Source organism: Bradyrhizobium sp. 141 (genome assembly GCF_023074055.1).
Taxonomy (GTDB): domain Bacteria; phylum Pseudomonadota; class Alphaproteobacteria; order Rhizobiales; family Xanthobacteraceae; genus Bradyrhizobium.
In genome coordinates this window covers 433,074-458,204 of sequence record NZ_JADPKR010000108.1, presented here as the reverse complement: position 1 = coordinate 458,204, position 25,131 = coordinate 433,074, and the positions used below count along the sequence as shown (strand labels likewise).

Sequence of the window (25,131 nt, the reverse complement as noted above, 5' to 3'; positions counted from 1 at the left end):
TTCAATGCAGCCGGAACACGCCATCCACGGCGCGCAGCTCGGCCGGCTTGATCAGCTTGGAATGCGCTACGGTGACCGAATGGAGGGGGCCATCGAGCTTCTCCTGCCAGAACGCCAGGAAATCCTTCAGCGCCGGGAATTTCGGAAACATGTCGTAGTTCTGCCAGACGTAGGTCTGTAGCAGCGAGGGATGATCCGGCATCCGATAGAGAATTTGTGCCGTCGTCAGCCCGTAACCCAGCATCTGTTTCCGGAAATCCTCGGAAACGCGCCCACTCGGCAAGCCCATGCCAACCTCCTTTGCAGGAGCGCATTCAAGGGGCGGCTTGGTCGGTGTGCGCCTTACGAGCCACCCGGTACTGATGCGCTCACATGAGAGAAATGTGACGCAAACTGACAATCCATCTCAAGCCCAAAAGTTTAACAAGCTGTTGAAATTCAATGCGTTAGCAGCAGATGCGGCACCGTGCTAATACGGACCCGCCCCGGTTAACGATGGAAAAGAATTTCTGGCAGTCCGCGCTTCCGGGTGCTTATTTTTCTGCTAGAAGCCCTTGCTCCCGCAAAATTCCTGTCCTATTTCAACCTCGCCTGTGCTAGCACTCGCGGGCACCGATTGCTAACAATCTGAAAATCTCAACCCGAGCAAATGCTTAGGAGGACTGCATGAAATTCCGTCCGCTTCACGACCGCGTCGTGGTCAAGCGCATCGACGCAGAAGAGAAGACCGCTGGCGGCATCATCATTCCCGACACTGCCAAGGAAAAGCCCTCGCAGGGCGAAGTCGTCGCCGTCGGCCCGGGTGGCCGCGACGAAGCCGGCAAGCTGATCCCGATCGACCTGAAGGTCGGCGACCGCGTGCTGTTCGGCAAGTGGTCCGGCACCGAGGTCAAGATCGACAACGTCGACCTGCTGATCATGAAGGAAAGCGACATCATGGGCGTTCTCGACGTCCCCGCTTCCAAGAAGAAGGCGGCCTAAGAGCCCCTCTCTCCCTCCAGTCAAACATTCCAAGGAAAAATCCACATGGCAGCCAAAGAAGTCAAATTCTCGGTTGAAGCGCGCGACAAGATGCTGCGCGGCGTCGACATTCTCGCCAACGCGGTGAAGGTCACGCTCGGTCCGAAGGGCCGCAACGTCGTGCTCGACAAGTCGTTCGGCGCTCCCCGCATCACCAAGGACGGCGTCACCGTCGCCAAGGAGATCGAGCTCGAGGACAAGTTCGAGAACATGGGCGCCCAGATGGTGCGCGAAGTCGCCTCCAAGTCCGCTGACGCGGCCGGCGACGGCACCACCACCGCCACCGTGCTCGCAGCAGCGATCGTGAAGGAAGGCGCCAAGTCGGTCGCCGCCGGCATGAACCCGATGGACCTCAAGCGCGGTATCGACCTCGCGGTCGAAGCCGTGGTTGCGGACCTCCAGAAGAACTCCAAGAAGGTCACCTCGAACGACGAGATCGCCCAGGTCGGCACCATCTCGGCCAACGGCGACGCGGAGATCGGCAAGTTCCTCTCCGACGCCATGAAGAAGGTCGGCAACGAGGGTGTCATCACCGTCGAGGAAGCCAAGTCGCTCGAGACCGAGCTCGACGTCGTCGAGGGCATGCAGTTCGACCGCGGCTACATCTCGCCCTACTTCGTCACCAACGCCGACAAGATGCGCGTTGAGATGGACGACGCCTACATCCTCATCAACGAGAAGAAGCTCTCCTCGCTGAACGAGCTGCTGCCGCTGCTCGAGGCCGTTGTGCAGACCGGCAAGCCGCTGGTCATCGTCGCCGAGGACGTCGAAGGCGAAGCCCTCGCGACCCTGGTCGTGAACCGCCTGCGCGGCGGCCTCAAGGTCGCAGCCGTCAAGGCTCCGGGCTTCGGCGATCGCCGCAAGGCCATGCTGCAGGACATCGCGATCCTGACCGGCGGCCAGGCGATCTCGGAAGATCTCGGCATCAAGCTCGAGAACGTCACGCTCAACATGCTCGGTCGCGCCAAGAAGGTGATGATCGACAAGGAGAACACCACGATCGTCAACGGCGCCGGCAAGAAGGCCGACATCGAAGCGCGCGTGGCCCAGATCAAGGCGCAGATCGAGGAAACCACCTCGGACTACGACCGTGAGAAGCTCCAGGAGCGTCTGGCCAAGCTCGCCGGCGGCGTCGCGGTGATCCGCGTCGGCGGCGCGACCGAGGTCGAGGTGAAGGAGCGCAAGGATCGCGTTGATGACGCGATGCATGCGACCCGCGCGGCTGTGGAAGAAGGCATCGTCCCGGGCGGCGGCGTCGCCCTGCTCCGTGCCTCCGAGCAGCTCAAGGGCCTGCGCACCAAGAACGACGACCAGAAGACCGGCGTCGAGATCGTGCGCAAGGCGCTGTCGGCTCCCGCTCGCCAGATCGCGATCAACGCCGGTGAAGACGGCTCGGTGATCGTCGGCAAGATCCTGGAGAACAAGACCTACGCTTACGGCTTCGACTCCCAGACCGGCGAATATGCCGACCTCGTCAAGAAGGGCATCATCGACCCGACCAAGGTGGTCCGTACCGCGATCCAGAACGCTGCCTCGGTTGCGGCGCTGCTGATCACCACGGAAGCCATGGTCGCCGAGCTGCCCAAGAAGGGCGGAGCCGGTCCGGCGATGCCCCCGGGCGGCGGCATGGGCGGCATGGACTTCTAAGGTCCGGCCATCTCAAGAACTACGAAACCCCGGCAGCGATGCCGGGGTTTTTGTTTTGCATACCACACCCAAAAGTAGCGAGATCGGTCATTCCGGGGCGCAGATCAGCGGCGCCTCACCGCACCTTCCCCAGCCGCTCGATGTGCGGCTCGCCGTCTTCGTCGAGCGACCAGAAGATCCGCGTCACCTTGCCGACGAGATTGTCCATCGGCACGAAACCGAACGTCGACATGCGGCTGTCGGTGGAATTGTCGCGGTTGTCGCCGAGCACGAAGAAGTGGCCGGGCGGCACCGTGAAGACGCTGGTATTGTCGAGGAAACCGTTGTCGACGCAATCGAAGGTGACATAGGACGCACCGTTCGCCAGCGCCTCGCGCCAGCGCTTGACCTTGACGCCGCCATCGACACCGCAGGCGTTGTCGGCGAGCCCGTATTCGAGCGCGGCGCGCGTCACCGGACGGTCGTTGAGGATGAGCTGGCCCTGCCGCATCTGGATGCGGTCGCCGGGAAGCCCGACTACGCGCTTGACGTAGTCGACCGAAGTGTCCTTCGGCGTCCGGAACACGACGATGTCGCCATGTTCGGGCTCGGCGGCAAGGACGCGGCCCGAGATCCAGGACGGCGCGAAGGGAAACGAATAGCGGCCATAGCCGTAGGCATATTTCGCGGCGAAGACGTAGTCGCCGACCATCAGCGTCGGCGCCATCGAACCGGACGGGATACTGAACGGCTGGTACAGGACGAAGCGAAACAGGACCAGCGGCGACCACAGCAGCGGAATCAGCAGGATCAGGATGACGATCGCCTTCCATTCCCGCGATTGCGCCCGCGAGGTGCGGATCGTTTCCGAAAGAGTGGTCATGCACCTGCCCTGGTCAAGTCTCATCGCGAGATTACGCAACCTTCGCGCGCCTGCAATCCCGGCGCCGTGATTTTGGTCGCACAGGCACCGTGACGCGTTCATGGCAAAGCGACGACACCGGACATGTGAAGGGCCGCCCGTAGGCGGCCCTTCGGTTTCATGCGCTCTCGGGCGCCTTCAGGCGCACGAGCCGGGTCAGCAGGGCGTCGAGGCCCTCGCCTTCGCCGGCATGGAGGTCGATGCGGCCGACCTTCTCGACCAGCCGCTCCAGCGACTCCAGCTCCTTGAGCCGCAGCAGCAGGGGGTTCTCCTCCATCAGACGTGCGGTGTTCAGGAGCGAACGCGTCGCCGCGGTCTCTTCCTGCCGGCGGATCAGGTTCGCCTTCGCAACCCGCTCCGCCTCCACCACCTTGTTCACCAGCTCCCGGATCTCGCCGGGCAGGATCACGTCCTTGACGCCGAGCTCGGTCACTTCCACGCCGGACTCACCGACGCGTGCCCGCACATAGTCGCGCAGCTCCGCGTCCAGCGCCGCCTTCGCGGACAGCACCTCGTCCAGCGTCCGGCCCGCGACCGCCTCGCGGATCGCGAACTGCACCAGGCGGTACAGCCACGCATCCACGTCGGGCACGGTCGCAACCGTCCGCTCGGGATCGATCACCCGACGGAACGCCGTCAGCGTCACCCGCAGCGCGATGCGATCCTTGGTCAGCATCTCCTGCGCGGTGATCTCGACCGCCTGGGGCCGCAGGTCGAGGCGCTTCACCTCGATCTTCCGGCCGACGGTCCAGAAGGCGTGCCGGCCGGGCGCGAGCCGCTCCACGAGCCGGCCCTCGACATAGAGCAGGCCCGCCTCGTGGTTCTCGACCACCGTTTCCGACGTCACGGCCGAGCGGTTGCGCTCGATCATGGCCAGATGCCGCGCGCTGACCTTGGGATCGCCGGACACATCGATGCGTTCGACATCGACGCGGGTTGCGACCTTCCAGTAGACGCGCACCTGCCAGGGCGTCATCAGATGCACGGGCCGACCGTCGAGGCTGACGATGGCGACCTCGTTTGCCTTGGTCTCGACCGCCTCGAACAGTTCGGCGGCCAGATCAGGCCGCGCGGCCTTCAGCACCGCGTAGCGATCGGCGGAGAATTCCGCACGGACGACGTCGAGCACCTCGGCCTTCAGCTCGTGCAAGGGATCGAACAGGCGATGCCGACCGGGCGCGAGCACGCGCACGAGCTGCCCGTTGCGCGTCAGCAACGCGCGCTCGCCATCCTTCACCGTCACGTTCAGCATCAGCAACTGCCAGCTCATGGCACGCCTCCTTCATTTGCGCCCGGCCGATGCCGGACAACAGGTTTCGGTTGCAAAGGACGTGAGGACGCGGACGACGCTTCCTGAAAAATCGGCGGACCGGGGCTTGAGCTTGCATGACGACGGGCGCACGCGCGCGATCGCGCGACGTGTGTCGCGCGGTCACGTGGAGCCACCCGGCATCAGCGCAAGCGGTATCTACCCGCGGCGCAAAGCCGGTCTCACAGTGTCTAGGTTCGGACGGAAAGCCTTTCGGCAAAACGGCCGGACTGCGACTGAAGCGCGCGTCCGGTCCTCGTCAGAGGTATCAGCTTTTCAGGCTGAAACGGAGCGCTTGGAGCGGGATTCGAACCCGCGACCCGATGATTTCAACGTCACCTGCTCTACCCAACTGAGCTATCCTTCGTGGGGCAAGAGACCGGAATCGAACCGATGCCTTCGGGCGTTCAGCCCGACGCTCTCCATGAGCTACGTCCTGCGTTTTGCCTTCATTCGGCGGAACACGAAACCGGAGACCGGCCCGCGCCAGTCGGGATCTCAGAGAGCCCGAACCCATGGCCTAGCGAAGGAGCGGGCTAATAGACGAAGCGCGTTCCGGTTGCAAGAGGAAGATCGAAGATTTTTTGTCGCGCATCGCGCACTGTGACGCGATGATCACATGCGGCGCGGCGTCAAGGACGCGGCGTGAAGCAGGCCCGCACCCAGTCGATCGTCACGCGTGTTGCGGCGTCGCGCTTGAGATGATTTTGCACGAGCAGCCAGACGTCGCGCCGTTTCGGCAGCAGCGTGGCGCGCAGGCTGCGGTCGGCGAGCAAGCCTTCGCAGCTGTGCTCGGGCAGCACGCCGACGGCCTGATGCGACTGGATCATGGTCCTGATGATACGGACATTGTCGGTGATGCAGCGGACGTTCTTCAGCCGCTTCGCCCGCAGGAACTGCGCTTCGGGAATGGTGTCGAGCTCGTCCGGATAGACGCAGGCGACCGAGTCATCGCCCGAGCGATCTGCCGGCTCGAAGAAATACAGCCTGACATCGCCGAGCTTGGAGATGGTGAAATCGCCCCTCTCCGGCTTGCGCAGGCGAATGGCGAGGTCGGCCTGCCAGCGCGAGAATTTGACGTTGCCGCTGGAGGTGAGGAATTGCAGGGTCAGGCCGGGATGATCGCGCAGGAACGCGCTCGCCCGCGGCGCCAGCAATTCTTCAGCGACGGCGTTGGTCGAGGCGATGCGGAGGCGGCCGACCGGCCCGGGCTGGCTCTCCTTGATGCGGTCGATCGCCGCGACATGGGCGGCCATCGCGCCGACATGCTCGAGCACTGCCTCGCAATGGCGTGTCGGCCGCCGCAGCCCGTCGACCGCATCGAACAGCGGCACGCCGAGATCGCGCTGGGCGCGCGCCAGCCTGCGGCCGACGGTGGTCTCGTCGATGCGCAGCCGGGCGCTGGCACCGGCATAGGTACCCTCGTCTCTCACCGCGGCAATGATGCGCAGATCGTCCCAGTTCATCCAGGCGAGCCTAGCAGGCGATGCCGCATCCTGCAAATCTGCAGCCATAAGCTGCAATAGTCCTGCACATTAGCAGGCCCATGCTGCGCTAGTGTCGCTCCATCCGATATCCCTGGAAGGCCTGACCAGCATGACCTCTCCCAAGACCCTGCTCGAACTCGCCGGCGCCGATCTCAATCCGCCGAAGCTCAATGAAGCCTGCCTCGTGCTGATCGACATCCAGAACGAATATTGCGCCGGCCCGCTGGCCCTGCCCGATGCGCAGCCCGCGATCACCGTGGCGGCGCGCCTGCTGGCGCGGGCACGGGAGAGCGGCGCTGTGATCATCCATATCGCGCATAAGGGCCGCGCCGGCGGCCTGTTCGACCGCGAGGCCGCGCGCGGCGCGCTGGTTGAGCGCCTGACACCGCTCGCAAGCGAGCCCGTGATCGAGAAAGCTCTGCCCAACAGCTTTGCCGGCACCGATCTGGAAGCCCGGTTGGTGGCGAGCGGACGAAAGAACATCGTGCTGGCCGGCTTCATGACGCATATGTGCGTCTCTTCGACCGCCCGCGCCGCGCTCGATCTCGGCTTTCGCACGACGATCGCGGCAGACGCTTGCGCCACCCGCGACCTGCCCGACGGCCGCGGCGGCACGCTGGACGCGCGGACGATTCACGAGGTCGCGCTGGCCGAGCTCTCGGACCGCTTCGCGATCATCGCGCAGAGCGATGCGCTGATCTGACGGAGCATACGATGCTGCAACTCTATTTCTTTCCGATGGCCTGCTCGCTCTCGAGCCGCATCGCGCTGATGGAGGCCGGCATCGAGGCGCAGTATCACCTCGCCCATATCTGGACCAAGCAGGTTGTGGACGACGGCAGCGATTTCCGCGGCGTGTCGCCGAAGGGCGCGGTGCCGGTGCTGGTGCTGGAGAACGGCGAACGGCTGACCGAGAGCGCGGCGGTACTGCAATACATCGCAGATGTGAAACCGAAGGCTGGCCTTGCGCCGGAATTCGGCGATCCCGATCGCTATCGCCTGCAGGAATGGCTCAGCTTTGTCGGCGCCGAGATCCACAAGGCGTTCCTGTTTCCGACCTTCTGGTACAAGGACGAGGGTTCGCTCGCCAAGCCGCGCGCGAGAATCACGCAGACATTGTCGGTGCCGTCAGCGCATCTGGCGGAGCGCGAATTCCTCGTCGGTAACGGCTTCACCGTCGCGGATGCGCACCTCACCTGGGCCTTGTTGCTGCTCCGACCCGCCGGCGTCGACATCGCCCAATGGCCGTCCTTGTCGGCCTATCTCGAGCGCATGCAGGCGCGGCCGGCGGTGCGAGAAGCCATCGCGACCGAAATGGCCCTGCGCAAGACAATGGCAGCGTGACCGGACGTCACGGTCGCGAAATCCGAGCGTTTTCTTGGCGAGGGCATTGAAGTCGACGCGGCATGCGCTAATCTGGAGGAATATTTTCGATATTTCCTCGGAAGGCATTCATGAGTGCTCTTTCCAGATTTTGCTTCGCCGGATTTTGCCTGCGCGATTATTACCTGCCCGGTTTTTGTCTGACGTTCTTCGTCTCGCTCTGCATCGGGCCTGCATCGGCGGACACGCGGGTGGCATTGGTGATCGGCAACGGCGCCTATGTCTCGACGGCGCAACTTCCCAACCCGTCGCATGATGCGGAGGACGTCGCGGCTTCGCTGAGGCGCAGCGGTTTCGAGGTGATCCAGGGCGTCGACCTGCGCCAGGCCGACATGCAGGACCTGACCATCCGCTTCGCGCGCGCCGCGAGCAGAGCCGACGTCGCCCTGTTCTACTACAGCGGTCACGCCATGCAGTACAACGGCGTGAACTATCTGATGCCTGTCGACGCCACGCTGACCGATGAGGCCGACCTCAAGCGTTTCGTGCGGGTCGACGACATCGTGAACGACCTGCAGCAAGCCAAGAACCTGCGCATCCTGGTGCTCGATTCCTGCCGCGACAATCCGCTGGCCGACATGCTGAAGCGCTCTGCGACGCGCGCCGCCTCGGTCGGACGCGGCCTGTCGAAGGTCGAAGCGCCGCGCGGCACGATCGTGTCGTTCTCGACGCAGTCTGGCCAGGTCGCCGCCGATGGTACCGGCCGCAACAGCCCCTACACGACGGCGTTCCTCAAGCACATCGAGGAGCCGCACGAGATCGGCGACGTCTTTCGCGACATCAGCAGCGAGGTCTATGACGCCAGCGGCAAGACGCAGCTTCCGGAACTGTCGCTGTCGATCATCGGCAAGTTCTATCTGAACGGCCCGGTGTCGGTCACGGTCGCCCCTGCGGCGCCGCAAGCCGCGCCGCGGCCCGACCCTTGCGCATCCGCGGAGGCGCACTGGAAGGCGGCCGACACCATCGGCACCGTCAGCGCCTTCGAGGATCATCTGGCGCGATTTTCGAGTTGCAGCTTCGCCAGTCTCGCCAAGGCCCGGATCGACGGCCTGAAGCAGAAGGTGGCGCTGGCACCTGCGACCGGCGAGAGCAGGATGTTCGATGGCAAGTGGGACGTCACCGTGAACTGCGCCAGCTCCGGCAAGGCGTTGGGCTATACCCGAACCCTGTCGGCCACCATCGCCGACGGCGTATTTCATGCGGAGGATCGGGACCCGCGTACAAACAGCACGCTCGCAATCGACGGACAGGTATCGGCTGACGGGAAGACCACGCTCAGTGCACGGGGCCTCACGGGTCCGAGCGCATACACGGTCAACAATAGCGCTCCCGGCTCGCCGTATGGGTACACGATCGACGCGCAATTCGAGCGTAGCCGCGGCAGCGGCAAACGCAACGAACTGCGTCCGTGCAGCTTCACCTTCGTCAAGCGATAGCTCGGCCCGCTCCGGCGCACCGCGTCGGCCTTACTCCACCCGCGCCAGCACCGCGAGCTTGCGGATGCCCTTGTTGCGGTAGGCGTCGAGGAACGCGTAATAGTCCTTGAACGACACGCAGCCGTTGGAATCGCCGTTCGGCCCGAGCATGAAGGTGTGGGCGAGCAGGCCGTCGCGGCCGTAGATCGCGCTCTCGCCGCCGATCGGGGTCAGGCGCAGCGCGGGCACGCCGTGGAACAGCGCCTCGCGCGGCTTCAGCGTGTAGATGTGCGGCGGTGTCACGCCGCGCATGCGGGTGCGCTGGGAGCGCGGATCGTCGAGATTGGAGCCGAGGCCGGAATGCGCCTCGAGCTTGGTGCCGTCGGGCAGATAGACCGTCTTGGCAGTGATGTCGTAGACCGCGGTATCGCGCTCATAGGGCGGCGCGCCGCCGAGCATCGGGTTCTGCTCCTTCGGCGCGATGGACGCGGTGATGCTGGCATCGGCCGAGGCATAAGCGAGCAGCCCCCCGGACGGCTCGCGCTTGCCCCAGAGTTTTTCGACCATCGACTGGCGAGGACCCGTGATGGACATCACCGCCGCCTTGGCGCGATCGGCGAACGATTTCGGCTTCGCCTCGGGTGCCGGCACGATCTGGGCCGGATCGGCCGAGGCGAGTTGCATCTGGGCATCCGGAGCGCGCTTGGCCTTGTCCGCGGTCTTGTCAGTGGTTTTGGCCGACGGCTTCAGCGCTTCCGCGACCTTCGCGATCACGCTCTGCTTCGGCGCGTCCTTGGCCATCGCAACCTGGGTCGCTGGCGCGGCGCTAGCCGCATTGGAGGTCACGCCCTGCGTCGCAGCGGCGGCAAAGCGTTCGTTGAACATCTCGCGGGAGATCGGCGCGGCGACCTGCAATCGGTCGGGCAAGACCGCAAAGGCCTCCCTGACGGCCTCGCCCGCCTCGCGCAGCGCGACCCTGGGCGCGCGCTTGATCACCGGCTCGTCGTAGCCGGTGCTGCCGACGGTCGGATAGACGCTGGCCCCGAGCACGTTGTTGTAGATGGTCCAGCCGGCGCCCATCACGACGCAGCCGATCGCCGCGGCGCCAAGCCAATTGGTCGTGGTCATTTTCCGGGAAGATTTCCGCGAATAATTCTTGGAGAATTTCTTGGACTTCCGTGCCGCGTTACTCTGCGCAGCGATACTCTTACTCATTCGCCTTGCGTCCAGGACGGTGTCACTCGGTCCCCCTTCAAAGTGCCGCTGGTCACGATCCGGGAACAGCATCTCGCAGAGGGTCGGAGCGTCATTAAGGCGACTTTTAGTTAAATGCGGATTAAGTTCGGGCAGATGTGGGGCGGCTCGTCAACGCTGTCTCATTCTGAGAAAAAAGCCCGCAGAACTACGGACTTAGGCGCGTCTGTTAACCATAATTCTCGGCCGGATCGGCGCATTCAGCAAACGTCTCCGGCCGCCTCTCTAAGCGCATCCAACCAAGTCCTTTTCGTGGTCTTCAATGCCCGCACGATAACGGGAAAGCGTTGCGCGAGGCTGGTGCGCGATGCGCCCCTTCACGTCTCATGGCCGCCTGCGGTGGGCCGCTCATGCCATCACGCGCCGCACGGCACTCGCCCCTGACCGAAAGTTGATCGCGCCGGGCTGGAAAATGCTGTGCTGAGGAAATAGCTGCGTGGGCGGCACTTTTCAGCAGCCTCCGCGGGTGATACGGTACCGTATCAACATCGCCTTGAACTGTGCCGGGCACGCAAATGGAGGCTGGCATGAGAAGGTTCGCGCGCGCCGGATGTTTCGCGCTGGCGTGGTCGACTCTATTGATGGGACATGCGGCCGCGCAGACTGCCAATGCCGGTTGCGCGGCGTCGATTTCAGCCGCGAGCACGCAGACCTGGCGCTGCGACAACGGCATCACCATCGTTGCAGAAAACGGCGCCAGATTTGAACTTAAGGACGCCAACCGCGACGGACATATAGACTCCGTGGAGTTGAGCAGCAAAGCCCTGCTGATCGAGGTGCCCAAGAAGCCCGGCGGCACTCCCTTCAAGGTGCTGACCCCGCAGGCGATTGCCGCGGTTCGCGGCACCAGATGGGCCGTCGATGTCGCTGAGGCCAAGACATCCGTCTTCGTCGCTGACGGCCGCGTCGGCGTCAGCCGCAGGGCTCGTGGGCGTGGCGTCGTTCTCGGCCCCGGCGAAGGCGTCGACGTGGAAGGGACCGGCGCGTTGACCGTCAAGACATGGGGCCGACCGCGCGTTGACGCGCTGATGGCAAGACTTGGTCAATAAAGACTTGGTCAATAAGGCTTGGTCAATAGGGCTTGGTCAACAGGACTTAGAGCAAAGAAGATTGCAGCACGTAGTGACTAGACGCGTTCAGATCCTGGTGGCACTCATCCTCACCGCGCTGTGGGGCGCAGGCATCTATGCCGCGCACGCCCACGGTCATCTGCGCTTTCTCGACCGCCTCGAGGCAACGCTGACCGATTGGCGGACCCAGGTTCGCGGCGTGCAGCGTCCGCCCGATCTCGTCACCATCGTCGCGATCGACGACACTGTGGTGAAGCGCGGCGGCAGCTATCCGCTGCCGCGCGCCGATCTCGCCCGTGTCGTCGACACCATCGTGCAGTTCAAGCCGAAGGTCGTCGCGATCGACCTGTTGCTGGTCGACCGCAGCGCCGCGATCGGAGATGCGACACTGGCAAACACGCTCGCCACCGGCCCCATGGTGCTCGCCGCCGCGGCGATCTTTCCCAGCGCCAGCGAGACCGTCGAGGCCGGCAGCCAGGGCCCCCTCGCCGTGCTGCCGCAGGCCGAACGCTTCCTGCTGCCGTTGCCGGCGTTCGCCGACCACGCCGAGGTCGGCGTCGTCAATGTCGCGACGGGACAATCAGGCTCACCTCTCTCGGTGCCGATGCTGTTCCGGACGCACGACAAGGTCGAACTGTCGTTCCCCTTGCGCGTCGCGACGCGCGCGCTCGACAAGCCGCTGACGATCGCGCCGGATCGTCTCATGCTCGGCGATCGCGCGGTGCCGACCGACACCGATTTCGCGCTGCCGATCACCTATTACGGCCCGCGACGCACCATCCGCACCGTCAGCGCACAGAGCATCTTCGACGGCACGCTCAATCGCGCCGCGATCGAGAACCGGATCGTCGTGATCGGCGCCTCGGTCGCCGGCGGCGGCGACTTCTATCCCACACCGTTCGATTCCCTGATGCCCGGCGTCGAAGTGGTGTCGACTGCGATCACCCATCTCGTTGCCGGCGACGGCATCGTGCGCGATTACCGGGTTCGTATCGCCGACGCGCTCGCTGCGATCCTGCTGCCGATGTTGCTGGTCGGCTTGCTGGCCTGGCGGCGCAGCGCGCTCGGCATCATGGCGGCGGCCGCGGTGATGATCGCCTGGGCCGGGCTCAATACGTTCGCGTTCACCCATGGCGTCTGGCTGAATGCAGCAACCACGCTTGCCGCCGCAGTGCCCCCGGTTGCGATCTTCGCCGGCGTGCAGCTGTGGGCCGGAGGCCGACGCACGCAATATCTCGCTGCCAAGAGCAGGTCGCTCGCCCGGCTCCAGGCGCCTGCGGTGCAGGAATGGTTGGCGCGCGATCCGGATTTTCTGTCAAAACCCGTCCGGCAAAACGCGGCCGTCGTCTTCATCGATCTCTCCGGCTTCACGGGTTTGAGCGAGCAGACCGAGCCGGACGCGATCCAGGAAATCCTGAAGGCATTTCACGCACTGATCGACAAGACCGCGGTCGATTGCGGCGGCACGATCACCGGCTTTCTCGGCGACGGCGCCATGCTTCTGTTCGGACTGCCGGGCGCGATGCCCGATGATGCGGCACGCGCGCTGAAATGTTCGATCGACCTGCATCGCGGCGTCGAACGCTGGATCGCCTCGCTGCCGTCAGCAATCGGCGATCGGCTCGGCTTCAAGATCGGCGCGCATTTCGGCGAGATCGTCGCCTCCCGCCTCGGCGAAAGTCACCAGCACATCACGGCGACAGGGGACACGGTCAACGTCGCGAGCCGGCTGATGGAAGTCGCCGCTCAGAACGGCGCGCGGCTCGCGTTGAGCGATACGTTGCTCGATGCGGCCGACTTCCACGGAGCTCCCGACGGCGTTCTGTCAGGCCCCCTGCTCGCCCAGGTCCGAGGCCGCTCCGGGATCGTGACCGTCTGGTTCTGGCGCGACCAGGACAGGCCGGACCAGGCAGCGGCCAGGGCCGAAATGATCGACTGAGGCAGCTACCTTGCTTCCGGCGGCGGTGAGCGGTCCAGCACGTCGCCCTTCGCGTCTTCCAGCAGATCGACGCTGTACGTCTCGACCACGAGCGGCCCGCGCTTGCGCTGCAATTGCGCAACCTGCGTGACCTTCGCAAAGAGGTCGTTGAAGACGGGATGCCCCTCCGGACGCAGCTCGTCGACATAGAGCAGCTTGCCCGCAAGAAGCTTTGGATCCGGCTCGCCCATGTTGACCCAGCGGATGCGCTGGTTCTGCTGCACCACGCAGGTGCCGCGCGGCAAGTAGAAGGCGAGCCAGCCCGTGGTGCCGTAGTCCTGCGCGAGCACGCAGGTCGCGCCATGGCGCGCGCGCACGGCCTCGATCTCGGCGGCAAGCTCGCGCCAGCCGACGCCGACGCTGCGCACGGTGGCATCGCGACGATAACCGGAGAGCCAGCCGGTGTTGGCCTGCACGATCAGCGCGGCAAACATCACGATCCCGACGGGCGCGGCCCAGCGCAGGCAGAAATCCACCAGGCGCCGCGCACGCAGCTTCCATTGCACGAGGTTGGCGGCGGCGGCCGCGGCGACGACGAAGGGCGGATAGACCGGCGCAAACCAGTTGGCCTCGACGCGGGCATGCAGCGAATGCCAGACGAAATAGGCGACGATGGTCCAGAACATCGTCTCGATCAGCACGCGCGAGGCCAGCGCGCCGGCGCGCCGCCAGGTCAGTGCGTGCAGGCCCATCGCACCGAGGATGAACACCAGCGGGGTTGCGAACGCGATCTGGGTCGGGATCAGCTCGGCGATGAAGACCGGACGAAAGTCTTCGATCTTCGCGCGTCCGAGCTGCTTTGCGAACGAGACCCATTGATGGTCCGCATTCCAGAGGATCACCGGCAAGAACAGCGCGAGTGCAACGAGGCCGCCGAGATAGGGCCAGGGCGAGAGAAACCAGCGCCGTAGCTTCGGCACGGCAGCGAGCCAGATCAGGATCGCCAGCCCGAAGAACATCGCCGTGTATTTCGACAGCAGCGCCGCGCCGACGGCCGCACCGACCGCGAGCCACCAGGCGCCGCGGCCGGTCTCCAGCACCTTGGCGAGGAAGAACAGCACGAAGCTGGATGCGACCAGCAGCGGCGCATCGGGCGTCACGATCAGCGTGCCGACGGAGGCCATCATGGTCACGTTGAGCAGGATGGCGCTGGTGGCGGCCACGCGCGCACCGCCGAACAGGATGGCGGCAGAGCGATAGACCGCATAGCTCATCGGCAGCGCCAGCAGGATCGAGACCAGGCGGACGCCGAGCTCGGTGTCGCCGGCGATCACAGTGCCGGCGCGGATGACGTAGGCGACCATCGGCGGGTGGTCGTAGTAGCCGCCTGCCAGATTCTTCGACCACATCCAATAATAGGCTTCGTCGAACGTGATCGGCGTGAACGCGGCCGCGACGAGCCGCAGGGTCACCAGCGCGAGAATCAGCAGCGCGGTGTTGCGGATGATCCGCGCGTCAGCTCCGCCCATCGTGGGTTATTTCTTGCGCCAGACGAACAGGCCTGACATCGCGTAGTTCCACACCACGCCCATCAGTGCACCAGCCATGCCGGCCAGCCACCAGATCGGCTCCTGGTCGTAGACCGAGAAGGCGACGCCGACATTGGCGAGCAGGCCGACGCTGCAAACGATGTAGAAGGCGATCAGGCCGCGCAGCAGCGCAAAGCCCCTCAGCCGCTGGTCGCGATAGGTCAGGAAGTTGTTGAGGATGAAGTTGCTGGTCATGGCGACGATGGCGCCGGCGGCCTGCGCCTCCGCGAACGGCGCCTTGAACAGCTGAAGTCCGATGAACAGCGTAGTCAAGTGCACCACGAGGCCGATGCCGCCGACCATCGCGAACAGGATGAAGCGCAGCGAGACGATGTCGTTGCTCAGCTTGGCCAGCACGAGACCGAGGAAGTCGAGCGCGACCATGGAATCCAGCTTGCTCTCGCCGTGCTGGCGGGCGCCGAAGGTGTAGGGGATCTCGACCGCCCGCAAGCTGCCGTGCGCGGTCGCGACGACGTCGAGCAGGATCTTGAAGCCGTGCACGGAAAGCTGCGGCGCGAGCTGCTCGAAACGATCGCGGCGCATCATGAAGAAGCCGCTCATGGGATCGGCGATCTCGACCCGCAGCATCTTCCTTGCGAACTCGGTCGCGAGCGCGCTGGCGCCCGCGCGTTGCTTGTTGAAGCCTTCGCTCTTGTAGCCCTCGATATAGCGGCTACCGACGACGAGGTCGGCCTGATCGCTTGCGAGCAGCAACAGCATCTTCGGCAGCTGCGCTTCGTCGTGCTGGAGATCGGCGTCGATCACGGCGACAAACGGTGCACTCGAGGCCAGGATGCCCTCGATACAGGCGCCTGACAGACCGCGGCGGCCGATGCGGCGGACACAGCGCACGCGGCTGTCCTGCTGCGCCAGCGCGCGCACGACGTCCCAGGTGCCGTCGGGCGAATTGTCGTCGACGAACACGACCTCCCAGGCGACGTTGGCAAGCGTTGCCTCCAGCCGCCGGTACAATACCGTGACATTGTCGCGCTCGTTGAAGGTCGGGACGATGACCGACAGTTCCGGCCCCTCTTGAGCCTGCGGCGGATTGTCGGAGCCCGGTCTGATCGCTTCATTCATGACGGCAGCGTATATCCGCCGCGTCCTACGCTGCCAAGCTCTTGCGCTGCCAAGTTCTTGCGCTGCGAAGCCGGGGGGTCTGTGGGAAATGACCCAAAAGGGGTCCTAAAATGCCAACGACCCCGGAACGGCGGGCCGCGCGTACATCCGGCGCAAGCCCAAGCTATTCCAAGGTCGTTCCGGCGCCGGAGTTTTCGCTCAACGTCGCCGTTAGAGCCTAGATAGGAACGACAAGGCCGCTTCGCAAGGGGGCGAAAACCACGATTTTGTGCCCTATTGGTTGGGCACTTCCCGGATTATCGGGCCGCGCGGCGCGGGCGCGGCAGGGGCTGCGGGGGCCGGGGCCGGCTCGACTTTCGCCGGTTTGGCCGGCTTGCCATACTGGCCGATCGGCCCGAACATGACCGCGACCGCAAGCACGATCGCGGCGACGATCGCGCCCAAAATACCCCCCATCGACTCAGACGACATGAAACCCATCCCCGTTCCAGATGCGGCCCGTTGATACCACGGATGCGCGCGGACCCGGAAGGGCTGGGGCGAGTTGCGAATGGCGAGTAGCGAATGGGAAAGTCGGCCCCTTCTGCCCTATTCGCTATTGGCCATTCGCCATTCGCTATTTCGCTGGCGGCCTGTGCTTGACGAAGGCCGTCACGATGTCCTTCTGCGCAGACTCCACCGCCCTGTTCGCGGTCGCGAGATGGGCGCCGGCATCAATGTTCGGATATTGTGTGGTGAGGTAGTCGAGCAGCGCCACCCGGTAGTATTGCCGCTCCGACGGACAGGCACCCGCGACCGAGCGGCCAAAATCCTGTTCCGTCATTCCCTGATTGCTGTCGCGCGAATATTCCCGCGCCAGGCAATGCCAGTAATCGTCGCGGCCCTGTTGGGCGAGCTTCTGCGCGCCTTTGGCATCGTCATCATCCGCCATGACTGAAGATATCATGGCAGCAGATGTCATCATGACGAGCGCCGCTCCCACCACCAGCATCCGCATCTTGTTCTCCTTTTTCGCAGATCGCGCTGCCGAGCTTAGACTCGACGCGAGAACTGGCCAATCACATCTCGTTTGACTAGAATAAAGCCCTCCCTTCCCGTCGATGCGAGATCCTCCCGTGGCCAAAGCAAAAACCGCGTCAAAAAAATCCGGCAACATCTTCATCGGAATCGGCGGCTGGACCTTCGAGCCCTGGCGCGGCGTGTTCTATCCGGAGAAACTCACACAGGCGAAGGAGCTGTCTTACGCAGCCTCGAAGCTGACCTCGATCGAGATCAACGGCACCTATTACGGCTCGCAGAAGCCGGAGAGCTTTCGCAAATGGGCAAGCGAGGTGCCCGACGGCTTCGTGTTCTCGGTGAAGGGACCGCGGTTTGCCACCAACCGCCGTGTGCTCGCCGAGGCCGGCGACTCCATCAAGCGGTTTTATGATTCCGGCGTGCTGGAGCTCGGCGACCATCTCGGGCCGGTGCTCTGGCAGTTCGCGCCGACGAAAAAGTTCGACGGCGCCGATTTCGGCAAGTTCCTCGAACTGTTGCCCCGCAAGCTCGAGGGCCGCGCGCTGCGCCATGTCGTGGAGGTCCGCCACGACAGCTTCTGCACGCCGGACTTCGTGGCGCTGATCCGGGAGTTCGAGACGCCTGTGGTGTTCGCCGAGCACGGCAAATATCCTGCTATCGCCGACGTCGCCGGCGATTTCGTCTATGCCCGGCTTCAGAAAGGCAATGACGAGATCAAGACCTGCTACCCACCGAAGCAGCTCGATGCCTGGGCCGAGCGCTTTCAGGCCTGGGCTTCGGGCGGCGAACCGGACGACCTGCCGAAAGTTGACAAGGCCAAGCCGAAGAAGGAGCCGCGCGACGTGTTCGCCTACGTCATCCACGAGGGCAAGGTGCGCGCGCCTCACGGCGCCATGGAACTGATCACGCGGGTGAGCTGAGGTGTCTATCGTCTATGTCGCTTGCAGTCAGGAGCACCGAAGCCTCCACGCGTCATGGCCGGGCTTGTCCCGGCCATCCACGATCCGCTGCGCTGCGCGAAGAACGTGGATGCCCGGGACAAGCCCGGGCATGACGACCTCCCGTGTGATGGCCTGAGGTGCCCCATGGCAAAAGCTAAGAAGCTGTTCACGATTGGCTATGAGCAGACGCCGCCACACGCGGTGCTCGACGAGCTGGAACAGGCCGGCGTCAAGCTCGTGGTCGACGTGCGCGCGGTGACGTCGTCGCGGCGCCCGGGATTTTCCAAGAAGCAGCTGTCTGCCGGACTCGACGAGCGCGGCATCGCCTATGTTCATCTCGCAGCCCTTGGCACGCCGAGGGAAGGCCGCCTCGCCGCGCGCAGCGGCCAGTACGATGTGCTGGAGAAAATCTACGCGAAGCACCTGAAGACGCCACAGGCACGGGAAGAGATCGACGAGCTCGCGGCACTGGTGAAGAAGGCCGGCCCCGTCTGCCTGCTTTGCTACGAGCGCGACCACACCCACTGCCACCGCCAGATGATCGCGGAGATCATCGAGGAGCGCGATGGCCTGGCGGTGAGGAATCTGGCGGGACGGCAGGTCTGATCGGCCTCTCCGTCATGGCCGGGCTTGTCCCGGCCATCCACGTTCTTCCTTCGCGTGGCCAAGACGTGGATGCCCGGGTCAAGCCCGGGCATGAGAGAGCGTCTACCCCTCTCCCGCCAACCTAAACGTTCCTTCCATCATCTGCACGCATTGCCCGCCGACATGGGCGGAGACGATCTTGCCGTCGTGCTTGCGCACGCGCGTCAGCAGGATGCTCGGCCGGCGCATGTCAAAACCCTGGCCCACCGTGAGCTTGAGCTCGCCGTCACGCGCGGGATCGAGATCGGCGAACAGCGCGGCCGCGGCGACCGTCGCGCTGCCGGTGGCGGGGTCTTCGATCAGGCCGCTGGCCCCGGGGAAGAACATCCTCGCCTGGCGCTCGCAAGGCGCCTCCGCGGCCGGCACATCGCGCGTGTAGAAATAGACCGAGAAGGCGCCGTCGCGCGGCAGTATCCGGCCGAATGCCGCGGCATCGGGCTTGGCCCGCCGCACCGCCTCGCGCGATCGCACCTCTGCGACCAGGAACGGCGTCCCGACACCGACGACCTGTGGCGCGTGGTGATCGGTCCTGATGTCATCGGCGGTCAACGAGATGCAGGCCGCGACGTCCGCGGCGGAAACTTCCGCCAGCCGCGACAGCGGCTGCGGTGCGGTCAGCTCGGTGCTGACCACCTTTCCCTGCTCTCTCCGAATCTCGACCGGCACCAGCCCCGCCTTCTCTTCGAACAGCAGGCGCGGCTTCGGCTCCTTGGCGAGGCTCGCCAGCACGAAGGCAGTGCCGACATTGGGATGACCCGCGAAGGGCATCTCCCTGACGGGGGTGAAGATGCGAACCTCGGCATCATTGGCCTTGTCGCGCGGCGGCAGCACGAAGGTGGTCTCTGAATAGTTGAATTCGGTGGCGATCGTCTGCATCTGCTGGGTCGTGAGCCCGTCGGCATCGAGCACCACGGCGAGCTGATTGCCGCCGAAGGCGCGGTCGGTGAACACGTCGACAGTGACGTAGCGGCGCTGCATCTTCGATCCCTCATGCAAGTCGCGGCCGCAACCGGCCGCATGGCCGGCAGTTTACAGGCCGGCGATATCGCTCGTCATGCCCCAAAATTCGGAGCAATCGGAGCAATCGCAATGACGTGTTGGAGGCTGACGAGCTGCGGCAAATTCTCGAAGCGGGCTGGCGGATTTCGCCAGCCCGACATCGTTTGTCGTGATCGTCAATAAGCGTACGGGTAGCCCGTGTTCGGCAGGCATGGCGGCTGCGTGTAGGGCGCGGAGGCATAGGCGCCCTCCGCCGGAGCCCTGACGCAGGAGTCGGTCGCCGCCTGAGTTACAACAGGGCGCGGCGGCGCAGCGTGGCGCGCCGACGCGGCCTGAGTCTGGGTGGCGGCAGCGGCGATCAAGGCGGCCGCAACAAGGGTCATTCGGGTCATTGGCTTTCTCCGGACTACATACGGAAGACGAGATGTCTCGGCTTCCACTGTGCGAGACCCGCAAGCTAGCAAAGATCTTTCATCACGCGCGTTCAACGGCGCGCGACTCCGCTTCAACGAAACGCGACTTACAGGTGAAGGCGCTACCCCAACTGAAACACCGCCACCGGCCGTTCATAGCCGCGCACCTCGACCTCGCCGAGCGCGACGGCGTCGTCGCCGTCCTTGCCCAGCGCTTCGCGGACGGACGCGGAGATCAGGAGCTGCGAGCCGAACTCCTTGTTCAGCGCCTCCAGCCGCGAGGCGAAGTTCACGGTGTCGCCGATGACCGTGTATTCCTTGCGCCGGGGCGAGCCGATATTGCCGGCGACGACCTCGCCGAAATGGATGCCGATGCCGATTCTGAGCGGCCAGCTCGTCTCTGCGTTAATACGGTCCATCGCGGTCAGCATCTCGCGGCCGGCGGCGACGGCGCGATGCGCGGCGTCGGAGGCCTCCAGCGGCGCGCCGAACAACGCGAGAAAGCCGTCGCCCAGAAACTTGTTCACGATGCCACCCTCACGATCGAGGATATCGACGAGCACGGCGAAAGCGCCGTCGAGGCGGTCGACCACCTCCTGCGGGGTGCGGGTCTGTGCGCCGGCGGTGAAGCCGCGGAAATCGACGAACATTACGGCGACGCGGCGAAGGTCGCCGCCCGCGCTGGTTCCCGCCGCCATCAGCCGCTCCACCACCTGGGGAGAAACGTGCTGGCCAAACAGATTGGTCACACGGTCGCGCGCGGTGGCCGCCGAGATGCTCGCGGCGAACTGCCGGCGGAGCTGCGCGCCGACCGAGCCCGCCAGCACGCCGCAGACCAGGATGACGGTGCTGCGCACGGCGTGGAAGTAGATCAGGGGTTCGCCTGCGTCGTTGGCCGAATTGTAATACAGCGCGACGGCCAGGAGTTCGGCTCCAGCCACGAATCCCGTGAAGGTGGACAGCCAGAAATCGAGCCGCAGTGTCGAAAGGATGACGAAGATGAAATAGACCAGCGGCAGCACAAAACCGAGTGCCTGGCTCGCACCCATGCTGTGGATCTGCAGGATCAGGATGATCGTCGGCAGCGATGTTTCGATAAAGGCGCCGATGTAGCGCCTTATCACCGGCAGGTCGCGATCGAGCTTGAGATTTCGCCTGATCTGGCTGTGGACCCAGGCTTCGAAGAGGATGAAGCTCCCCAGGAGGATGTATTCGCGGACGAGGCCCCCCGTCCCGCGCCAGACCCGGTTCACAAGAGCAGGGTCGATCAGGAAGGTCGAGGTGAGGAACAAGATCATGACGCAGCCGGTGATGATCAGCGTCCGTACCCGCAACAACTCGGTGCGCAGCACTTCGCGCGTCAGCTCGCGCTCGAAATCCTCCGAGAGCACGGCGTGCTTCCGCGTCTTCCTGCTCGCAAACCTGGCCATTCCACCCCTCTCGTCCGGGGCATTGTGCCTCAATCCAGCGTGCGGCGGAAGCGGGTCACGGCGATGGTCATGGCGACCGCCATCAGGACCGCCAATGCCAACGCGTCGAAGCGCAAATTCTGCATGGTCGCCCCCTTCAGCATGATGGCGCGGACGATGCGCAGATAGTGGGTCAGCGGCAGGCCTTCGCCGAGATATTGCGCCCAGGCCGGCATGCCCGCGAACGGGAACATGAAGCCGGACAAGAGAATGCTCGGCAGGAAGAACATCATCGACATCTGCATGGCCTGGAGCTGGTTCTGCACCAGCGTCGAGATGGTGTAGCCGATCGCCAGATTGGTGGTGATGAACAGCGTCGAGAGCAGCGCCAGCAGGAACAGATTGCCGAGCACGGGGACGCCGAACAGGCCGACGCCGATGCCAATGATGAGGAAGGCCTGCAGGAAGCCGACCAGCACGTAAGGCACGATCTTGCCGAACATCACCTCGACCGGCTTGATCGGCATCGACAACAGGCTTTCCATGGTGCCCCGCTCGACCTCGCGCGTGACCGACAGCGCGGTGAAGATCAGCATGGTCATGGTGAGGATGGTGCCGACGAGCCCCGGCACGATGTTGAGGCTGGAGGCCGCGGCCGGATTGTAGCGGGCGTGCGCGCGGATCTCGAACGGCATCTCCGGGGGATCGCCGATATAGAGATCGTGCTTGAGCGCGGTCTGCACGACCATGCCGAGGGAGCCGATGGCCGCGCTTGCCGCCACCGGATCGGTCGCATCGGCCGCCACCAGCAGCGCCGGCCTGTCGCCGCGCCGCACCGCGCGCTCGAAGCCGCGCGGAATCTCGACGCCGAATAGCACCTTGCCGGACTTCAAGAGGTTGTCGAAATCGTCGACGTCGTGGACTTCATGGAGGAAGCGGAAATAGGCCGTATTCTCGAGAGCTTTCAGGACCGAACGGGCAAGATCAGAGTCCTCCTGAAGCAGCACCGCGCTCGGCAGATGGTGCGGCGTGGTGTTGATGGCATAGCCGAACAGCATGAGCTGCATCACCGGCAGCATCACGATCATCGCGAAGGACACGCGATCTCGCTTGAGCTGGATGAACTCCTTGACCAGCATCGCATAAGAGCGCCGCAGGAAGCCGAAGCGCTCGCGGATTTCTTGGCGTGGGGCGGGGTGATCCACAGTGCTCATTGGAAATTGTCCTTGGAGCGACCCATCAGCTCGATGAACACGTCTTCGAGTGAGGGTTGCGACTTCTGCCAATGCAGGCCGCTCTTTTCGCGCCAAGCCGCGATGCTGGCTTCAAGCGCCGCGACGTCGCGGCCGGAAACGTGCAGCGAGGTGCCGAACGGCGCCACCATGTCGATGCCCGGCTTGCCGGTAAGCTCGGCCGCGAGCTCGTTCAGATCCTCGCCCGTCACAGTGTAAGTCGTGAGCGCGGACTTGGCGATCACCTGCTCCACCGTGCCGTGCGTCAGCAGATGGCCGTAGGCGATGTAGGCGATCTCGTGGCAGCGCTCGGCTTCGTCCATGTAGTGAGTCGAGACCAGTACGGTGAGGCCCTCGGCCGCGAGCGCGTGGATCTCGTTCCAGAAGTCGCGCCGTGCCTTGGGATCGACGCCGGCGGTGGGCTCGTCCAGCAGCAGCAATTGCGGATTGGGCAGCGTGCAGGCCCCGAGCGCCAGTCGCTGCTTCCAGCCGCCGGAGAGCTCGCCCGCAAGCTGCTCCTCGCGCCCGGAGAGCCCGAGCCGCTTGATCATGTCGCGCGCGGCGCCTCGCGCATCGGCCAAGCCATAGAGCCGCGCCACGAATTCGAGGTTCTCGCGCACGGAGAGATCCTGGTACAGGCTGAAGCGCTGGGTCATATACCCAACTTGGCGCTTGATCTTTTCGGCATCGCGCCGGATATCGTAGCCGAGGCAGGTGCCCTCGCCACTATCAGGCGTCAGCAGCCCACAGAGGATGCGGATGGTCGTCGTCTTGCCCGAGCCGTTGGGCCCGAGGAAGCCGTAAATCGAGCCGCGCTTCACCTGCATCGAGAGATCGTGCACGACCTCGCGGCCTCCGAACGACTTGGTCAGGCCCTTGACGTCGATCGCGATACCGTTGCCGCCGTTCATCGCTTGTCCGCCACCGGAGTCTTTGGATTGAGATAGACGTCGATCGGCTGTCCGACCCGCAGCGCGTCAGGCCGCGATGGCCGCGCCTGGACCAAATAGACCAGCTTGTTGCGCTCATCGAGGCTGTAGATGACAGGCGGGGTGTATTCGGCCGAGGTCGCAATGAAATAGATCTTTGCGGTGAGGTCGGCCGCGCAATTGTCGCAAGAGACACGCACCGTATCGCCGATCGCGAGCTTCGGCAGCGCGGTCTCCGGCACGAAGAAGCGCAGCTTCATGTTGCCGGGCGGCATGATCGACAGCACCGGCCGCTGCGCCGCGACCATCTCGCCCTCGCGGAAATAGATCTGCTGAATGGTGCCGGCAACAGGCGCAAAGCCCTTGCGCCGCGCCATCCGCGTCTCCGACGTCGCCACCCGCGCCTCCGCGACGCGCAAGGATGACACCGCGGAATCGAGATTGGCCTGCGTGCCGGAGCCGGTCTTGTTCAGCGAGGCCGCCCGATCATAGGTCTGCTGTGCGTTGGCGAGGGTCGCCTTGTTCTGGTTGAGATCGGCAAGCTGGAGATCGTCGTCGACGGAATAGAGGTGATCGCCGACCTTGACCTCGTCGCCCTCGCGGACATTGAGCTTCGTCACCCGGCCGGCTTCGTCCGGGCTGACGAAGATCATGTCGGCCTCGACCCAGCCCTGGAAGCCGGGATCGCGCTTGTCGTTGCAGCCGGCCAGCCCGGTTGCGAGGGCAACGACCAATGCCAATCTGAAAATTGCTTGCGACGACCTCATGTCGTCCTCCGTTCGCCAAAAATCAAATCGAGATGGACGCGCAGCATCTCCTGCGCATCGAGCGGCGCATGCCGCGCAAACAGGCTCTGCCAGATCACCGCGATCATCGCGGGAGCAACCAGGATCTGCGGATAGCGCGCAAGTTCCTTTTGGCGGATCTCGCCGCGGGCGATGCCGAGCTCGATCAGCGCGCGCATGGCGGCGATGCCGCGCGAGACGACCTCGCGGTAGTAGAAGTCGGCGACGGCTGGAAAGCGCGGCCCCTCCGCCACGATCAGGCGCACCAGATCGCCGCGCCTGGTGCCGATGACCTCTTTCAGGAAGTTGCTGGCAAAGGCCTCGATGAGGTCGCGCACCGAGCCCGTCGGCGGCGGCAGCGCGGTCAGCCGCGCCACGACCGGCACGATCACGATGCGCACCAGCTCCTCGAACATCGATTCCTTGTCCTTGAAGTGCAGGTAGATCGTGCCCTTGGCGACACCGGCGCGCTTGGCGATGTCGTCGAGGCGCGTTGCGGCAAAGCCGCGGGCGATGAACTCCTCCATTGCCGCCTCCACGATCGCCGCGCGCCGCTCCATCGCGCGCGCAGTGCGGTTCGACACTGGCACCTCTCCGGTGGCCGCGGAGGCATGGCCCCCGCTTTGTGCAGACGGCTTGGCGAGTTTGGTCGACTTCCGTGCCATCCATAATTTATGACTGACTAGTC

General features: G+C 64.6%; 25 protein-coding genes and 2 tRNA genes. 9 read left to right on the top strand and 18 right to left on the bottom strand.

Annotated elements, in window-relative coordinates; genetic code table 11:
* Position 1: 1 nt before the first annotated feature.
* Positions 2 to 289, bottom strand: a complete 288-nt coding sequence (locus IVA81_RS35865) for an usg protein (RefSeq protein WP_247326991.1) — start codon at positions 287 to 289, stop codon at positions 2 to 4.
* 377 nt (positions 290 to 666) lie between these two features.
* Here IVA81_RS35865 and IVA81_RS35860 point away from each other — a divergent pair, with 377 nt between their 5' ends.
* Both IVA81_RS35860 and groL read left to right on the top strand, forming a co-directional pair.
* Positions 667 to 981 carry a co-chaperone GroES gene (locus tag IVA81_RS35860; protein WP_008139213.1) on the top strand — a complete coding sequence of 105 codons (315 nt, stop codon included), beginning with the start codon at positions 667 to 669 and terminating at the stop codon, positions 979 to 981.
* A gap of 45 nt (positions 982 to 1,026) precedes the next feature.
* Complete coding sequence (gene groL / locus IVA81_RS35855; protein WP_247326988.1) at positions 1,027 to 2,667, top strand: chaperonin GroEL; 1,641 nt, start codon at positions 1,027 to 1,029, stop codon at positions 2,665 to 2,667.
* 115 nt (positions 2,668 to 2,782) lie between these two features.
* Here groL and lepB read toward each other — a convergent pair whose 3' ends face one another.
* The 5 genes from lepB to IVA81_RS35830 all read right to left on the bottom strand — a co-directional run bounded on the left by lepB (position 2,783) and on the right by IVA81_RS35830 (position 6,343).
* The gene (gene lepB / locus IVA81_RS35850; RefSeq protein ID WP_247326984.1) at positions 2,783 to 3,529 is read right to left on the bottom strand and encodes a signal peptidase I; all 747 of its coding nucleotides are present in this window, start codon (positions 3,527 to 3,529) and stop codon (positions 2,783 to 2,785) included.
* A gap of 157 nt (positions 3,530 to 3,686) precedes the next feature.
* Positions 3,687 to 4,838 (bottom strand): slipin family protein, encoded by a 1,152-nt coding sequence (locus IVA81_RS35845; RefSeq protein ID WP_247326982.1) that lies wholly within the window; start codon positions 4,836 to 4,838, stop codon positions 3,687 to 3,689.
* A gap of 334 nt (positions 4,839 to 5,172) precedes the next feature.
* Positions 5,173 to 5,240: transfer RNA gene (locus tag IVA81_RS35840), tRNA-Gln, on the bottom strand.
* A gap of 4 nt (positions 5,241 to 5,244) precedes the next feature.
* Positions 5,245 to 5,317: transfer RNA gene (locus tag IVA81_RS35835), tRNA-Phe, on the bottom strand.
* Between the two features lie 192 nt (positions 5,318 to 5,509).
* Positions 5,510 to 6,343, bottom strand: coding sequence for a LysR family transcriptional regulator (locus tag IVA81_RS35830; RefSeq protein ID WP_247327128.1), 834 nt, complete (start codon positions 6,341 to 6,343; stop codon positions 5,510 to 5,512).
* A 130-nt stretch (positions 6,344 to 6,473) separates the two neighbouring features.
* Between IVA81_RS35830 and IVA81_RS35825 the strand changes: the two genes are divergently transcribed.
* From IVA81_RS35825 to IVA81_RS35815, 3 genes are all read left to right on the top strand, one after another.
* Positions 6,474 to 7,067, top strand: a complete 594-nt coding sequence (locus IVA81_RS35825; protein ID WP_247326980.1) for a cysteine hydrolase family protein — start codon at positions 6,474 to 6,476, stop codon at positions 7,065 to 7,067.
* A gap of 11 nt (positions 7,068 to 7,078) precedes the next feature.
* Positions 7,079 to 7,708: a glutathione binding-like protein gene (locus tag IVA81_RS35820; RefSeq protein ID WP_247326977.1), complete on the top strand. Its 630-nt coding sequence runs from the start codon at positions 7,079 to 7,081 to the stop codon at positions 7,706 to 7,708.
* Positions 7,709 to 7,818: 110 nt separating this feature from the next.
* Positions 7,819 to 9,183, top strand: coding sequence for a caspase family protein (locus IVA81_RS35815; RefSeq protein ID WP_247326975.1), 1,365 nt, complete (start codon positions 7,819 to 7,821; stop codon positions 9,181 to 9,183).
* A gap of 30 nt (positions 9,184 to 9,213) precedes the next feature.
* Here IVA81_RS35815 and IVA81_RS35810 read toward each other — a convergent pair whose 3' ends face one another.
* A complete protein-coding gene (locus IVA81_RS35810) occupies positions 9,214 to 10,290 on the bottom strand; it encodes a tlde1 domain-containing protein (RefSeq protein ID WP_247326974.1) in 1,077 nt (358 codons plus the stop codon).
* A 653-nt stretch (positions 10,291 to 10,943) separates the two neighbouring features.
* Between IVA81_RS35810 and IVA81_RS35805 the strand changes: the two genes are divergently transcribed.
* Both IVA81_RS35805 and IVA81_RS35800 read left to right on the top strand, forming a co-directional pair.
* Positions 10,944 to 11,465, top strand: coding sequence for a FecR domain-containing protein (locus IVA81_RS35805; RefSeq protein ID WP_247326973.1), 522 nt, complete (start codon positions 10,944 to 10,946; stop codon positions 11,463 to 11,465).
* 73 nt (positions 11,466 to 11,538) lie between these two features.
* Positions 11,539 to 13,425, top strand: coding sequence for an adenylate/guanylate cyclase domain-containing protein (locus IVA81_RS35800; protein ID WP_247326972.1), 1,887 nt, complete (start codon positions 11,539 to 11,541; stop codon positions 13,423 to 13,425).
* 5 nt (positions 13,426 to 13,430) lie between these two features.
* Here IVA81_RS35800 and IVA81_RS35795 read toward each other — a convergent pair whose 3' ends face one another.
* The 4 genes from IVA81_RS35795 to IVA81_RS35780 form a co-directional block, all read right to left on the bottom strand.
* Positions 13,431 to 14,933: a glycosyltransferase family 39 protein gene (locus IVA81_RS35795; protein WP_247326971.1), complete on the bottom strand. Its 1,503-nt coding sequence runs from the start codon at positions 14,931 to 14,933 to the stop codon at positions 13,431 to 13,433.
* 6 nt (positions 14,934 to 14,939) lie between these two features.
* Positions 14,940 to 16,073 (bottom strand): glycosyltransferase family 2 protein, encoded by a 1,134-nt coding sequence (locus tag IVA81_RS35790; protein WP_247326970.1) that lies wholly within the window; start codon positions 16,071 to 16,073, stop codon positions 14,940 to 14,942.
* Between the two features lie 273 nt (positions 16,074 to 16,346).
* Complete coding sequence (locus IVA81_RS35785) at positions 16,347 to 16,544, bottom strand: hypothetical protein (protein WP_247326969.1); 198 nt, start codon at positions 16,542 to 16,544, stop codon at positions 16,347 to 16,349.
* Positions 16,545 to 16,689: 145 nt separating this feature from the next.
* Complete coding sequence (locus IVA81_RS35780) at positions 16,690 to 17,070, bottom strand: hypothetical protein (RefSeq protein WP_247326968.1); 381 nt, start codon at positions 17,068 to 17,070, stop codon at positions 16,690 to 16,692.
* 103 nt (positions 17,071 to 17,173) lie between these two features.
* On the opposite strand from IVA81_RS35780, the gene IVA81_RS35775 reads away from it, so the two are divergent.
* A complete protein-coding gene (locus IVA81_RS35775; RefSeq protein ID WP_247326967.1) occupies positions 17,174 to 18,010 on the top strand; it encodes a DUF72 domain-containing protein in 837 nt (278 codons plus the stop codon).
* Between the two features lie 165 nt (positions 18,011 to 18,175).
* Positions 18,176 to 18,637 (top strand): DUF488 domain-containing protein, encoded by a 462-nt coding sequence (locus IVA81_RS35770; RefSeq protein WP_247327126.1) that lies wholly within the window; start codon positions 18,176 to 18,178, stop codon positions 18,635 to 18,637.
* Positions 18,638 to 18,739: 102 nt separating this feature from the next.
* Here the strand turns inward: IVA81_RS35770 and IVA81_RS35765 are convergent, their stop codons facing one another.
* From IVA81_RS35765 to IVA81_RS35735, 7 genes are all read right to left on the bottom strand, one after another.
* Positions 18,740 to 19,654 (bottom strand): PhzF family phenazine biosynthesis protein, encoded by a 915-nt coding sequence (locus tag IVA81_RS35765; protein ID WP_247326964.1) that lies wholly within the window; start codon positions 19,652 to 19,654, stop codon positions 18,740 to 18,742.
* Positions 19,655 to 19,851: 197 nt separating this feature from the next.
* Entirely contained in the window at positions 19,852 to 20,067 is a 216-nt protein-coding gene (locus IVA81_RS35760) for a hypothetical protein (RefSeq protein ID WP_247326962.1), read from the bottom strand.
* Positions 20,068 to 20,210: 143 nt separating this feature from the next.
* Complete coding sequence (locus tag IVA81_RS35755; RefSeq protein WP_247326960.1) at positions 20,211 to 21,518, bottom strand: adenylate/guanylate cyclase domain-containing protein; 1,308 nt, start codon at positions 21,516 to 21,518, stop codon at positions 20,211 to 20,213.
* Between the two features lie 29 nt (positions 21,519 to 21,547).
* The gene (locus tag IVA81_RS35750; protein WP_247326958.1) at positions 21,548 to 22,711 is read right to left on the bottom strand and encodes an ABC transporter permease; all 1,164 of its coding nucleotides are present in this window, start codon (positions 22,709 to 22,711) and stop codon (positions 21,548 to 21,550) included.
* On the bottom strand, positions 22,708 to 23,640 hold the full coding sequence (locus IVA81_RS35745; RefSeq protein ID WP_247326956.1) for an ABC transporter ATP-binding protein: 933 nt from the start codon (positions 23,638 to 23,640) through the stop codon (positions 22,708 to 22,710). Before IVA81_RS35745 ends, IVA81_RS35750 begins: the two co-directional genes overlap by 4 nt.
* Positions 23,637 to 24,425 (bottom strand): efflux RND transporter periplasmic adaptor subunit, encoded by a 789-nt coding sequence (locus IVA81_RS35740; protein ID WP_247326954.1) that lies wholly within the window; start codon positions 24,423 to 24,425, stop codon positions 23,637 to 23,639. The genes IVA81_RS35745 and IVA81_RS35740 overlap by 4 nt, the downstream gene beginning before the upstream one ends.
* Positions 24,422 to 25,108: a TetR/AcrR family transcriptional regulator gene (locus IVA81_RS35735; RefSeq protein ID WP_247326952.1), complete on the bottom strand. Its 687-nt coding sequence runs from the start codon at positions 25,106 to 25,108 to the stop codon at positions 24,422 to 24,424. Before IVA81_RS35735 ends, IVA81_RS35740 begins: the two co-directional genes overlap by 4 nt.
* Between the last annotated feature and the right edge of the window lie 23 nt (positions 25,109 to 25,131).

Bases quoted from the DNA above. Each gene is read 5' to 3' on its own strand.
- IVA81_RS35865 (WP_247326991.1), bottom strand. From the start codon at position 289: ATGGGCTTGCCGAGTGGGCGCGTTTCCGAGGATTTCCGGAAACAGATG.
- IVA81_RS35860 (WP_008139213.1), top strand. From the start codon at position 667: ATGAAATTCCGTCCGCTTCACGACCGCGTCGTGGTCAAGCGCATCGAC.
- groL (WP_247326988.1), top strand. From the start codon at position 1,027: ATGGCAGCCAAAGAAGTCAAATTCTCGGTTGAAGCGCGCGACAAGATG.
- lepB (WP_247326984.1), bottom strand. From the start codon at position 3,529: ATGACCACTCTTTCGGAAACGATCCGCACCTCGCGGGCGCAATCGCGG.
- IVA81_RS35845 (WP_247326982.1), bottom strand. From the start codon at position 4,838: ATGAGCTGGCAGTTGCTGATGCTGAACGTGACGGTGAAGGATGGCGAG.
- IVA81_RS35830 (WP_247327128.1), bottom strand. From the start codon at position 6,343: ATGAACTGGGACGATCTGCGCATCATTGCCGCGGTGAGAGACGAGGGT.
- IVA81_RS35825 (WP_247326980.1), top strand. From the start codon at position 6,474: ATGACCTCTCCCAAGACCCTGCTCGAACTCGCCGGCGCCGATCTCAAT.
- IVA81_RS35820 (WP_247326977.1), top strand. From the start codon at position 7,079: ATGCTGCAACTCTATTTCTTTCCGATGGCCTGCTCGCTCTCGAGCCGC.
- IVA81_RS35815 (WP_247326975.1), top strand. From the start codon at position 7,819: ATGAGTGCTCTTTCCAGATTTTGCTTCGCCGGATTTTGCCTGCGCGAT.
- IVA81_RS35810 (WP_247326974.1), bottom strand. From the start codon at position 10,290: ATGACCACGACCAATTGGCTTGGCGCCGCGGCGATCGGCTGCGTCGTG.
- IVA81_RS35805 (WP_247326973.1), top strand. From the start codon at position 10,944: ATGAGAAGGTTCGCGCGCGCCGGATGTTTCGCGCTGGCGTGGTCGACT.
- IVA81_RS35795 (WP_247326971.1), bottom strand. From the start codon at position 14,933: ATGGGCGGAGCTGACGCGCGGATCATCCGCAACACCGCGCTGCTGATT.
- IVA81_RS35790 (WP_247326970.1), bottom strand. From the start codon at position 16,073: ATGAATGAAGCGATCAGACCGGGCTCCGACAATCCGCCGCAGGCTCAA.
- IVA81_RS35785 (WP_247326969.1), bottom strand. From the start codon at position 16,544: ATGTCGTCTGAGTCGATGGGGGGTATTTTGGGCGCGATCGTCGCCGCG.
- IVA81_RS35780 (WP_247326968.1), bottom strand. From the start codon at position 17,070: ATGCGGATGCTGGTGGTGGGAGCGGCGCTCGTCATGATGACATCTGCT.
- IVA81_RS35775 (WP_247326967.1), top strand. From the start codon at position 17,174: ATGCGAGATCCTCCCGTGGCCAAAGCAAAAACCGCGTCAAAAAAATCC.
- IVA81_RS35770 (WP_247327126.1), top strand. From the start codon at position 18,176: ATGGCAAAAGCTAAGAAGCTGTTCACGATTGGCTATGAGCAGACGCCG.
- IVA81_RS35765 (WP_247326964.1), bottom strand. From the start codon at position 19,654: ATGCAGCGCCGCTACGTCACTGTCGACGTGTTCACCGACCGCGCCTTC.
- IVA81_RS35760 (WP_247326962.1), bottom strand. From the start codon at position 20,067: ATGACCCGAATGACCCTTGTTGCGGCCGCCTTGATCGCCGCTGCCGCC.
- IVA81_RS35755 (WP_247326960.1), bottom strand. From the start codon at position 21,518: ATGGCCAGGTTTGCGAGCAGGAAGACGCGGAAGCACGCCGTGCTCTCG.
- IVA81_RS35750 (WP_247326958.1), bottom strand. From the start codon at position 22,711: ATGAGCACTGTGGATCACCCCGCCCCACGCCAAGAAATCCGCGAGCGC.
- IVA81_RS35745 (WP_247326956.1), bottom strand. From the start codon at position 23,640: ATGAACGGCGGCAACGGTATCGCGATCGACGTCAAGGGCCTGACCAAG.
- IVA81_RS35740 (WP_247326954.1), bottom strand. From the start codon at position 24,425: ATGAGGTCGTCGCAAGCAATTTTCAGATTGGCATTGGTCGTTGCCCTC.
- IVA81_RS35735 (WP_247326952.1), bottom strand. From the start codon at position 25,108: ATGGCACGGAAGTCGACCAAACTCGCCAAGCCGTCTGCACAAAGCGGG.